The sequence below is a fragment of the Dyadobacter sp. HNCC25DJ186 genome, from assembly GCF_056895235.1.
On the sequence record NZ_JBXHAS010000001.1, the window covers coordinates 656,354 to 668,272 of the forward strand.

The following is an 11,919-nucleotide window of genomic DNA, read 5'->3' on the forward strand; positions in this document are numbered from 1 at the left end:
AATATTATCTATAAGTTATTGTCGATCAACTTTCTACTCTTCCAGAAAATCAAGATCTCTTCCGTGTGTCTCCGGGATTGTCAGGATTGAATAAAATCCGATCACGAAACAAATTACGCCAACCAATGCCCCGGAATCAATTACCGAAAAAGAGTCTTTAAAGCTGGAAAATAATGTTGTCATAACGATCACCATACCACGAACCATATTGGGAACGGTTGTCGCTGCCGTTGCCCGAAGATTTGTACCAAATTGTTCTGCTCCTATCGTTACGAACATCGCCCAGTATCCGATTCCAAATCCAAGCAAGGTTGCCACCGTGTATAAAGAAGTGGCTGTTTTTATTCCGGTATACAAATAAATTCCACTGCATACTAACGTAAAAGCCATCATAATAAATACAGCTTTCTTGCGTGATTCCAGCCAGTGGCTTAGAAACCCACTTAAAAAATCGCCGGCCGAAAGCCCGACATAACACCACATGATGGAAAGTCCCGGGCTGATCGCCTCTTTAACCCCAAGTGCCTTTCCAAATTCATTACTGAATGTTGCTAAAATACCGATGACAAACCACGTCGGCAGCCCGATTCCGATACATTTCATGTATCTAACGAATCTATCCTTATTGGTAAACAAAGCAAAAAAGTTACCTTTTGTAACATGTTTCTGACTCTTCACACCTTCAAAAATTCCCGATTCAAAAACGCCGATGCGAAGCAAAAGCAGGGAAATTCCTAGACCGCCACCGATAAAATAAGCATTTCTCCAATCAAAGAATTCGACCGTAAAATAACCTACGATGGCACCAAGCAATCCTATTCCGGCAACAAGTGAAGTGCCGATGGCGCGTAAATGTTTTGGCAAAATTTCTGACACTAAAGTAATTCCCGCTCCAAGTTCTCCAGCCAGACCAACACCTGCAACAAACCTTAAAATTTTGTAAGTCGTAGGATCCTGGACAAAACCACAGGCGATATTTGCAAGCGAATAAGTAATAATAGAGCCAAATAGAACCGACAATCTTCCTTTTTTATCTCCTAAAATTCCCCATAAAATTCCTCCCAATAATAATCCAGCCATTTGCCAGTTCAGAATACTTGCACCCGTCGAAGAAATTTCCGCTTCTGAAAGTCCTAATGACGCAAGACTTGGTAAACGAACAATCCCAAAGAGTAGTAAATCATAAATGTCAACAAAGTAACCGAGTGCTGCGACAATGACTGGTGCGCTGAAAAGATGTGAAAAATTTGAACGAGGTCTAACCAGGGTATCCATTCTGTTATTTAAGGATTTTCAGGATTATTTGCAATATTATATAAAATAGCCGGACTATTATCCGGCTATATAGGGTAAAATTGATACAAAAGTAAACTTAGAATCATGTTTTGATAAATAAGCATTACTTTTTGTTTTGCCAATGCAGGGAAGTTACCGACTTTGCGAGCATCCTACAATTCCAGACGCTGCTTGTCTTTCAATAGTTGCGTTTTTAATTTGTCATAATTTACCTCCTGGACACTCACTTTTCTATCAATTGCCTGCACCGCTGCTGATGCTGCGCTTTGCCCAAGAATCATGAAAACCGGTTCCATTCGGATCGAGCCATAAGCGATATGTGAACTTGAAAGACATACCGGAACCAGCAAATTCTGACAGTCTTCTTTTTTAGGAATAATGGAAGAATAGGAAATGCTGTAAGGAGTTTTCGGATGAACACCGATATCACCTTCATTCTGCACAAAGCCGTCCGCTTTTACATAACGTTGCGCATTGTGAGCGTCTAATGAATATGAACCCATACCAACCGATTCAGAAACAGCTTTTTTGCCCAATGTTTCATTTTCAGTCATTACGCTCTGGCCGATCATCCTGCGTGCTTCACGCACGTAAATCTGATGAGGCCATCCGCCATTATCCTTAAATTCATCTTTTGGCAAACCCCACTTCTGCATCTCTGTTCTTACATCGTTTGGAACATTAGCATCAATGGAAAGATAATACATCAGACCTTTTTGATACAGTTCATGATCTTTTATAATCTCTTTTCTCCTTTCGTAAGTTGCTTCCGGGTAGTCATAATTCATCCCGATATAATCCGTACTGAAGGGTCCATGGTTATTGGTATCCGTTTTTTTGTTCGGGATCGGATCATATTTGTCAAATGTTTCTGTCCATCCTGCTTTGTAAACCCGCGCTAATAATTCATATTTTGCCGGATCATACCCAACCGGTTTTTCAAAAGGAATTCGATTGTCGGGATTCGCGGACAAACACATACGAAAACAATAAGCCTGAATTTTATTATCGCCTTCGCCATTTTTTCCTATTTTTTCATTAGTTACATAAGGAAGCAATCCGCTTTTTGGATCACCCTCAATTTTATACGGACTCACGTTTTTCTTAAAATAATGTCCATGCTGAAAAACTTCCGCCTGAATCCCGTTCCATTCTTCATTATAAACACTATTGGCCTCGCGGCCAACATGATATTTCACACCCGCTGCCGCCATCAAATCACCTTCGTAAGTAGCATCAATGAAAACTTTTCCGGTAAATGTCTTTCCTGAAAGTGTTTTTATCGATATGATTTTTCCGTCTTTCTTAACCAAACCTTTTTCCCTGTCCAGCCATTCATCTCTGTAAATTTTAACTTTATTTTCTTTTACAAAATCTTCAAAAATCATTTCGGCAACATGTGGCTCAAAAATCCACATGGTTCTGTCAGCTCCATCCATCGCCGGTGTGCCCTGGCCTTTGTTTCCATACTCGTCTTTTTTTTGCCATTGCCACGCTTGTGGTTTGTCGTAATGCATAAAAACACGATGGTAAAACTCACGCGCCAAACCTCCGATTACCGACTTGTCTCCGGTATCAGTAAAACCTAAACCTCCTGAAGAAAGACCGCCCAGATGTTTATCAGGCGATACTACCAATACAGTTTTACCTTCCTTAATTACCTGTACGGCAGCCGTAATTGCACCAGAGGTTCCTCCATAAACGATAACATCAGCATCGTAGGATTTTGAGGTCTGCGCATTGGAGAAAGCACCATGCAGAAAAGAACCGGCGATAATGCAGCAAATGAAAAATTTATTTGTTAAATTTTTAAAAAACATATTTAACTATAATTAAGGTGATGGAATAATCTTGCCGTATTAATAATCTAATAATTTCTTCAAATAGCCGGGATAACTTTTTCCCTCAACACCACCGCCTCCGTTCGTAATACTATCGCCGAAACATACCAATTTGCTGTACGGAACATTTGTACGAATTAATGCTTCGTAAATCGCAACCGCCATTGTCCGGTAACCATCAGATGTGGGGTGAACGCCGTCTGTCTTCTGACTATTTAAAGTATTCTGAAGCAGACTGCTACTCTCCTCACTAATATTTCCAACCTTTTCAAAAACTCTGTACATATCTAAAAAGTGAAGTTGGTATTCGTCAGCTGTTTTTTTAATTGTTTCATTTACTTTTTGCAGCCGACCTTTATGCCCTTCTTCTCCATAGAAGCTTTTTTCATGGCGGGTATACAAATGCGGCTCATAAACGGGAAGAATGGTCATCAGCATAATCTGGCTTTTGACGCCCAAAATCATCTCGATAATTTTTCTCAGGTTTTTCTCATACTCCAGAAGTGGAATATATTTTTTACTATTCATATCATTGGTACCAATCATCAAAATGGTAAAATCTGGTTTATGGGTCAAACAATCCTTATCAATCCGCGCCAATAAATCTACCGTCGTATTTCCTCCTATTCCTGCGTTTATGATGAACGGTTTTTCCTGCGTCCCGGAGAGAATATTCTCCGGGAAGGCAAGTGAAGTGACTGCTAAGCTTGCTTTTGAAAATTGTCTTCTCTGCATATCAACTGATGGTTTAGTATTCCAGAGGGCAATTTCAGAACTCAGGATTTTGAGTAAGATTAGGATTTACGTCTCGCTCAGTTTGTGGAATCGGAAACAAATAATTTTTCTCCGAAACAACAATTGCGGGATTTTGAGCCTTCATAGCAGTTATCAATTTCTTAGTCCGAACCAGATCATACCAGCGGTGGCCTTCGAATGCGAGTTCCAGCCTTCTTTCCAAAAGAATCGCATCTCTGAATTCCGCCTGGCTCAAAGATGTTGGCAACTCGGCCAAACCAGCACGCGTCCTGATTCTGTTCACAACTTGGAATGCTTCTGTATTTCCGGCTGCCTGTTCGTTCAGCGATTCGGCATACATGAGCAGAACATCTGCGTAACGTATAATAGGAAAATTATTACTTCCTTCTCCATTTGCAGTAGCCGAAGGATCAATGTACTTGTAGACATATCCTGGAAAATCAACACTCGCAGGCGCGGCCGGCGTACTCGTTGCGGAATAGAGCCTGATATTGACATTTCTGCGTTTGTCAGCTGCCAGGTATGTATCGTATAAATTCCTGGTAACAGGATCATCACCAAAACCTGCGATGTTATTAACACGGTCAAAATTCGGACGCATATATCCCTGCATCCAGCTTCCTTCGTTGAAACCTCCACCCAAGGCCTGCATTTCAAAAACGGCTTCCTTTCCATTTTTATTGGCAATTGAAAAAGCCTCGGGATAACTCGCCCATAGATCATACACACCAGAGTCGATTACCTCCTTTGCTTTTTGAGAAGCCTTTGCCCATTCTTGTCTGGTTAAATAAACTTTTGCCAAAAAAGCAGTAGCAGCACCTTTTGTAGCCCGGCCTCTATCGGCACCGGTGTAACTTGCCGGAAGAACCGATTCTGCTTCTGAAAAATCTTTTATTATTTGGGCATAAACTTCTTCTGCCGGAGCTCTCGGTGCCTGCAAATCATTCAGCGAAGTTGTTTCTTTTAAGATAAGAGGCACATCACCGAAAAGTCTGACCAAGGTGAAATAATAAAATGCACGCATGAATTTAGTCTCTGCCAACAAACGCGCCTGCAATGTAGCGTCCATCGTAATCGCGGGAACGCGTTCTAAAACCGTATTGGCACGGTTGATTGCTTTATAAGCATTGGACCAAGCCGACTGAAAAGTACTGGTAGCGGGCGTGAAAGTATATTTATCCAAATCATTTTTTGCCTGATTAGCAGTGGATCTTCCTCCGCCCCATTCTGAATCGTCGGTTGCCTGATCCTGAATTATCCACATCACCTGGTTATACATATCAGGAGAATTCATTGGGTCATACACCGAATTCACTGCCGCTAGTGCATCGTCAACATTGTTATAAAAGTTATCCGGCGTGAAATTGGATTGCGGTACCTGGTCCAGCACATCGCAGGAACTTGCCCAAAATAAGACGAAGAAGAAAGGTATTATCTTTTTCATTATCTGAATATTTATACCGATTTGTTTAAAGACTTATTATCAGAAAACAGTCGGACGAGTGTATTTAATAGTTTATTTGATTAGGTATAAATGGTAAGACATTATTCTAAAAACTTACATTTAAACCAAAAATCAGTGTTTTGGCAGCCGGATAACTCGCATAATCAAAACCCTGACTACGGCTGTCCTGACCAAAACGGTTAACCTCCGGATCATATCCCGAATATTTAGTCCAGGTGATATAATTCTGCGCAGTTACATAAAACCGGATTCCCTGTACATGAATTGATTTTGTCACAGACGAAGGAAGATTGTAAGCAAGCTGAATGTTTTTCAGACGCAGGTAAGAGCCATCTTCAATCTGACGTGTTGAGATCCTGTTGGCAGGGCGTGTCGTAGAAGCCCGAGGAATATCAGTATTTGTGTTCGTCGGCGTCCAACGATTTAGCATATCGCGATCTTGATTCGTTGTTCCGTTTAGATATTCAAGTTCGAAGCGATTTGCGTTCAGAATTTTATTACCATAAACTCCTTGAAAGAAAACGGTAAGATCCACACCTTTGTAAGAAAAAGTATTGCTGATACCACCAATAAATTTCGGCTGAGCTCTGCCAATAATGGTCCGGTCATTGTCATCAATTTTCTTGTCGCCGTTCAAATCTTTGTAGCGACGATCCCCAGGTTTTCTGGCACTCGCATCGGTGACGGCTGCCAGTTCGTCTGTTGACTGGTATAAACCATCAGTCACATATCCATAAAAGGATCCCAGAGGTTCTCCTACCCGGATTATTCCGGAATTTACGTTCTGAGCAATATTGGCCACATCGCCGGCGAATATCTGAGGGGCACCGCCGATATCCAAAACCTTGTTGCGGTTTATGGCATAATTAAAATCAGTATTCCACTTAAACGCGCCGTCGATGTTATGCGATGAGATACTTAATTCTATCCCCTTATTCTCAACTTTTCCAAGATTTTTGATTGCGCTTGAAAAACCGGAGGAGCTTGGGATCGTCACATTAAGCAACAAATCTTTTGTTCTTTTCAGATAAGCATCAGCAGTAACCGTAACCCGGTTACCGAAAAGGCCGAGATCCACGCCAACATCAGATTGTGTAGTGGTTTCCCATGACAAATCCGGATTTGCAATCTGGAATGGACCGATTCCGGTTGAGACGATATTGCCCAAAACATAATTCTGAGTCGAAAGCAAAGAGTAAGCCGGATAATTACCGATACCATCCTGATTACCTGTCTTCCCAATTGTAGCACGTATTTTAAGATCGCTGATGGATTTGACATGTTTGATAAAATTTTCCTCAGAGGCGCGCCACGCCAAAGCCATAGAAGGGAAAAACCCATACCTTTTATTACCTCCAAAACGAGAAGACCCATCTGCCCGGAAAGATGCGGTTAATAAATATTTATCATTAAGACCATAATTGATCCGTCCCAGATATGACTCCAGACCCCAAGTCCCGATTCCGGAAGTTGGTACCAGGGCAACAGACCCAGCACCTAAATTTCCTGTTCCAAGATTATCATTTACGAAGTTACGCGAGGCTGCATAATTGTTCTCCGTGTGATTTACTTGCTGGGTATAACCAACCAGTGCAGTCAGGTTATGAATTTTGTTAAAGGTTTTGGTATAAGTCAACAGGTTTTCATTCAGCCAGGTAATGGATTGATTGTTGTTGATACTTCCAACACCACCCTGCGATAAACCGCTGGAAACACTTCTTGGTAAATAACTATCCTGTTTTTGGATAATTCCATCAATACCTAAAACAACCCTTAGCGACAGTCCGTCAATGATTTGATATTCTCCAAAAACGTTACCAAAAATGCGATATGCCGTATTCTTGTTCTTGTTTTCTTTGGCAAGTGCCACCGGGTTGTCTGCTGTAAAATTCAACGCCGGACTATTCATCAGATAGGTTCCATCAGGATTGTACACCGGTAAAATGGATGGAAACTGTAACGCTGCAATCGTAACCATGCCAGCACTTCCCAAACTACCATCACTTCTGGATTGGTTGGATAGTGTCCTGTTGACGGTCAGGCTGTTGCCAACTTTTATCTTGTTCGTCAGTTTTCTATCCAGATTTACGCGAAATGAATAACGGTCAAAGTCTGAATTAGTAACAATACCTTTTTGTTTAAAATATCCTCCTGAAATTGCATACTGTGTTTTTTCATCTCCGCCGCTCATTGAAAGCTGATAATTATACATGGGAGCCGTACGGAAAATTTCATCCTGCCAATCCGTCCCTTCGCCAAAAGCTTCAACTTGTTGCGGCGTGTAAACCGGATTTCTACCTTCATTTGTGTTGGCATCGTTGACAAACGCTGCATATTCCCGCGCATTCATGACCGGATATTTTCTGCGAACTTGCTGAACGCCATAGTAGGCATCAAGATTAATAGTAGACTTACCTGATTTCCCACGTTTGGTCGTAATAATCACGACGCCATTTGCGCCCCTTGAACCATAAATCGCAGTGGATGACGCATCTTTAAGAATCGCCATCGATTCGATATCACTTGGATTTAAAGTACTCAAAACATTAAAACTGGATCCGTTATTTGAAGATTCGTTCTTAAAAGGGATTCCGTCAATGACATAAAGTGGTTCATTATCACCCTGAATCGAGTTTCCTCCACGGATGCGAATGGTGGTAGCACCACCCGGCGCGCCTGAATTTTGTGTGATTTGTACACCTGCCGCACGTCCCTGCAGCGCCTGGTCCATGGAAGTGACTGCCACTTTTTTAATTTCATCTACCGCAATAGTCGTTACGGATCCTGTCAAATCCGACTTACGGACCTGACCATAACCCACAACGACGACTTCCTGCAAAGATTTATCTTCCGGAGCCATATTGATTGTTAGCACATTTTGATTTCCAATCGGAACCTCCTGGGTGGTGTAACCTACAAAACTGAATATCAAAATTGGCGTAGCATTATCAGGAATATCCAGCTTAAATTCTCCATCTGTATTTGTGGTCGTTCCGGTCTGTGTACCTTTTACAACCACGCTTACACCCGGTAACCCCACTCCTGCTTCATCCAGGACCTTACCTGACAGATTTTTTTTTGGATTACCATTTTGCCCGGGCGGAATAACCTCGGGAATATTTTCCAATCTTTTCAGGATTATAATTTTCCCGGAAATCTCATATTGAAGTCCTAACGGCGTAAGAATATTATCAAGAACTTCGTAAAGCGGTTTATTTTGTACAGAAACATTTACTTTTCTGCCTGACTGAATTAGTTTCGAACTGAAAACAAAACGGACATCCACTTGTTTTTCGAGTTGATTTAAAACTTTTTTAACTTCGCTTCCAGTTGCATTGATTGATATTTTCTGGCTCAGCAAGGATTGCCCATAGCTTTCATGCGCATAGCCGTAACCGATAAACATCAGGGCAAAGAGGAGTTGTGTAGCCGTTATTCGCATAGTCCAAAGTAATACCTGCTGGTATTGTACTGGTTTTTTCATAGATTTGATTGTTTTGTTAAGCTTGAAAATTTTGGCAAAACGATCCCCGCCTCCTTTTTGGAGGTATCCTGGCGACAACCTTGGGGGATTTCCTGAGCCGGTAATGCGGGAACATTACCGGCTCTTTTTTATTTGGTAATGGTAAATCTGGATAATTTCAAATCATATTAATTTTAGGTTTATAAGATATATAATGAGTATTTAAAGTTTAATTCTTACACCCTTTGCCATGAATCACAACCTGGCCGTCCAGTATTTCGTAATTTGCCTCGATGGCTTTACAAATAATGGTAAGCTTTTCATGCAAAGTCTGATTTTCCAGAATTGCCGTTAACGGACAACCCTTCAAAATTTCTTCATCATATAAAATGTCAATTCCGTATGCTTTTCCAATTGAATCAAAAGCTTCGGTAGCCGGAACATCCTCGAAAATAAATTGTGGTGTCTGCGCTTTGGACACAATAATTTCAGGTTTCTCCACGAGCGTCTTGACCATACGAACCTGGTCTCTGGCATAAATAATTTTCTGATTTGGAGAAAGCACGATACCGTCCAGTTCGTTGTTGGATTCCTTTGATTTCTTACCCGGATCCGACTGCGTGAAAACTGAAACCCTTCCGGTTTTTACTTCGACTGTTACTTCCTTTGACGTTTTGTAAGCTCTTATTGTGAAACTTGTACCTAATACCTTGGTCACTAACTCATTCGCATATACAAAAAACGGGCGGCTGGCATCTTTACTGATATCAAAAAACGCCTCCCCAGTCAGATACACTTCTCGTTTTGTTCCTGAAAAATTTTTGGCATAACGAAGCTTGCTCTCAGGCGCAAGCGTGATCCTGCTGCTATCTTCCAGCATGACGAGTAAAGGCGAAGTCGTGTTATTGACTTTTTCAAGAAGCAAATCATTGTCCGAAACCGTGTTAGTAAAATCTTCTGAAACGTTGGTTGGTTTTCCATCCTCCAATCTCGATTTTGCAAGCAGCCCGACGAACATGATAACAGCAAAGGAAGCAGCAAATTTGAACCAGGTTCTTTTATAAAAAGGTCTGAGTTGATCGTTTTTCAACTCAGCATATTCAGGAGTCAGTGGATTTGTTTTGGCGATAGTTTCATTTACAATCCGGGAAATTTCCAGGTTTGATATTTCCAGTTCTTTTACTTGTAAAGACTGCACAATTATTTTTGCCTGATTTATTTTTTCAGACATTTCAGGATTTTCAGCGAGCCAATTCTTCCAGGCAAAATCCATTTCTCTGGTAGGTGCAAGCACCCACTGCCGGAAAAATGAATCCCAGACAAAATCTTCAATCCCGTATTTTTTATAATGGTTCATATAATCTTCATGCTTCTATCATACGATAGACAGAAACCTGAAGCTGATACCATTAAATTTTAAAGTATTTATAAAAAAATTTACAGAAAGTGCCTGATCTTGTCAAAAGACATCCTTTTTGTTGACAGGAGAACTTACCTGACCCGAGGGGAAGTATAATAAACTTTTTACTGACGAAGTTCAGCTCTTATTTTTTGAACAAAATCAATACTAACATCCGCAGCAGAAGCGATTTGAGAGTCGCTCATTAAGGACGTTTTAATCAAATTGCTGATTATTTTTATCTGAGTTTCCTCAGCACCTTCACGACGACCCTCCAAGCGTCCCTTTTTAACAAAAACATCCAGAGTACTCATAATTTTTGTCTTTAAGTGTGATGGCAATGGCTCCAAAAGTTCAATTATTCTATATTCTTCTAATTTACTATTACTAAACAAATAAACTACAAAACTTTCTTGTAAGTTCTCAGAAGCCTCCTCGGTCAACACTAATATTTTAAACACATTTTTTTCCAGCCAGTTTGCCTGGAAACTATGTTTCAATGCTAAAAGTGATGCCACAAGAAATTTATTATTTATCCTTTCAACACTTTCGTCCGAAATCTCTCCCAGATTATTATAAATGTAATCAAAGTCAGGAACAAATTTTTTCCACTCAGGATCGAGATTTTTGAACAGGCTTATCAGTGTTTGATATTTCCACTTCTCTTTGCCGTGATAAAACAAAATAGGTATTATAACAGAAAGCTTTTCTTTGTTTTCAATTTGTTTCTGTAAACCTGAAATTATATACCCTCCGATTTGAACCGGAGTGAATTTATCGGGATGACTTTTATGTTCGATCAGCAAACAAATTCTAATATTATCTCCACTTGTTTTCTCGCAACTGTAGACAATATCTGACATTGTTTTTTGTAACTGCTTCGAAAGATATGTATCGGACAGTTGCCTTAGTGAAGAAAAGTCTAGTTTATTAGACACGTAGTCTGGCAAATAATTCTTGAAGTAATCTGCTGCGACGCTCTTGTCCGCTAGTATGGCCCGAACGAATTTGTCGTGTGTAGTTGTGATTTTGCTCATTCATTATAGTGTGTTTATAAAAACAAATCAACAATAAGTTACAAAAGAAAATTCACCAAAAATAAGGTTAAAAATTCCGCCTTCCAGTGCTTTTTCAATTGCTTAATTGCAATTTGAAGAAGATTAGAAACTGTTTGCGGGGAGATGTTCATGACCTCAGAGATCTGCCCCCGGTCCATCTCCTGGAAAAATTTTAGATAAATTACTTCCTTTTGTCTTTCCGGAAGTTCATCTAAAAGCCTTTTTAGTTTTCGTGTAATGACCAGGCTGGATTCATTTTCAATATATTCTTCCTCAACAGAAAATTCAATTTCAAAATCTCCATTATAATCTTCAAATGGGTAATCCGACAACAACGGTTTTGACTTTGCACTACGATGCATTAGACGACGCAGAGAAGCCATCATGTAAGGTTTTACAACGATATCGCTGCTGAGATTTTGCCGCCGCTCCCACAAAACCAGAAAAAGGTCCTGAATGTTATCTTTCACAAATTCTTTGTCTTTGGAAAATTTGCTTCCATAATGAAACAAAGTACGAAAATGGAGGGTCATCAAACGCTCAAACGCGTCCACTTCACCAGCAAGAAAACGTTGCCAAATGACTTTATCATCGGGAATTTCTTGTAGATGAGGGATTGTACGCATGGCTCTTTAATAATG

8 protein-coding genes are annotated in these 11,919 nt (G+C 40.4%); all 8 read right to left on the minus strand.

Annotated features, from left to right (window positions below; translation table 11 throughout):
* Nucleotides 1-33: 33 nt before the first annotated feature.
* Nucleotides 34-1,275: an MFS transporter gene (locus AC1XUO_RS02745; protein WP_483328224.1), complete on the minus strand. Its 1,242-nt coding sequence runs from the start codon at nucleotides 1,273-1,275 to the stop codon at nucleotides 34-36.
* Between the two features lie 173 nt (nucleotides 1,276-1,448).
* Nucleotides 1,449-3,116: an FAD-dependent oxidoreductase gene (locus AC1XUO_RS02750; protein WP_483328225.1), complete on the minus strand. Its 1,668-nt coding sequence runs from the start codon at nucleotides 3,114-3,116 to the stop codon at nucleotides 1,449-1,451.
* Nucleotides 3,117-3,155: 39 nt separating this feature from the next.
* The gene (locus AC1XUO_RS02755) at nucleotides 3,156-3,872 is read right to left on the minus strand and encodes an SGNH/GDSL hydrolase family protein (protein WP_483328226.1); all 717 of its coding nucleotides are present in this window, start codon (nucleotides 3,870-3,872) and stop codon (nucleotides 3,156-3,158) included.
* Between the two features lie 34 nt (nucleotides 3,873-3,906).
* Nucleotides 3,907-5,337: a RagB/SusD family nutrient uptake outer membrane protein gene (locus AC1XUO_RS02760; RefSeq protein ID WP_483328227.1), complete on the minus strand. Its 1,431-nt coding sequence runs from the start codon at nucleotides 5,335-5,337 to the stop codon at nucleotides 3,907-3,909.
* Nucleotides 5,338-5,443: 106 nt separating this feature from the next.
* A complete protein-coding gene (locus AC1XUO_RS02765) occupies nucleotides 5,444-8,842 on the minus strand; it encodes a TonB-dependent receptor (protein WP_483328228.1) in 3,399 nt (1,132 codons plus the stop codon).
* A gap of 208 nt (nucleotides 8,843-9,050) precedes the next feature.
* Nucleotides 9,051-10,178, minus strand: coding sequence for a FecR family protein (locus AC1XUO_RS02770; protein ID WP_483328229.1), 1,128 nt, complete (start codon nucleotides 10,176-10,178; stop codon nucleotides 9,051-9,053).
* A 167-nt stretch (nucleotides 10,179-10,345) separates the two neighbouring features.
* On the minus strand, nucleotides 10,346-11,257 hold the full coding sequence (locus tag AC1XUO_RS02775) for an Rpn family recombination-promoting nuclease/putative transposase (protein ID WP_483328230.1): 912 nt from the start codon (nucleotides 11,255-11,257) through the stop codon (nucleotides 10,346-10,348).
* Between the two features lie 38 nt (nucleotides 11,258-11,295).
* On the minus strand, nucleotides 11,296-11,904 hold the full coding sequence (locus tag AC1XUO_RS02780; RefSeq protein WP_483328231.1) for an RNA polymerase sigma factor: 609 nt from the start codon (nucleotides 11,902-11,904) through the stop codon (nucleotides 11,296-11,298).
* Nucleotides 11,905-11,919 lie beyond the last annotated feature (15 nt).

What these genes read in the sequence shown, in the direction of transcription:
- AC1XUO_RS02745 (WP_483328224.1), bottom strand. Translation starts at nt 1,275, where the DNA reads ATGGATACCCTGGTTAGACCTCGTTCAAATTTTTCACATCTTTTCAGC.
- AC1XUO_RS02750 (WP_483328225.1), bottom strand. Translation starts at nt 3,116, where the DNA reads ATGTTTTTTAAAAATTTAACAAATAAATTTTTCATTTGCTGCATTATC.
- AC1XUO_RS02755 (WP_483328226.1), bottom strand. Translation starts at nt 3,872, where the DNA reads ATGCAGAGAAGACAATTTTCAAAAGCAAGCTTAGCAGTCACTTCACTT.
- AC1XUO_RS02760 (WP_483328227.1), bottom strand. Translation starts at nt 5,337, where the DNA reads ATGAAAAAGATAATACCTTTCTTCTTCGTCTTATTTTGGGCAAGTTCC.
- AC1XUO_RS02765 (WP_483328228.1), bottom strand. Translation starts at nt 8,842, where the DNA reads ATGAAAAAACCAGTACAATACCAGCAGGTATTACTTTGGACTATGCGA.
- AC1XUO_RS02770 (WP_483328229.1), bottom strand. Translation starts at nt 10,178, where the DNA reads ATGAACCATTATAAAAAATACGGGATTGAAGATTTTGTCTGGGATTCA.
- AC1XUO_RS02775 (WP_483328230.1), bottom strand. Translation starts at nt 11,257, where the DNA reads ATGAGCAAAATCACAACTACACACGACAAATTCGTTCGGGCCATACTA.
- AC1XUO_RS02780 (WP_483328231.1), bottom strand. Translation starts at nt 11,904, where the DNA reads ATGCGTACAATCCCTCATCTACAAGAAATTCCCGATGATAAAGTCATT.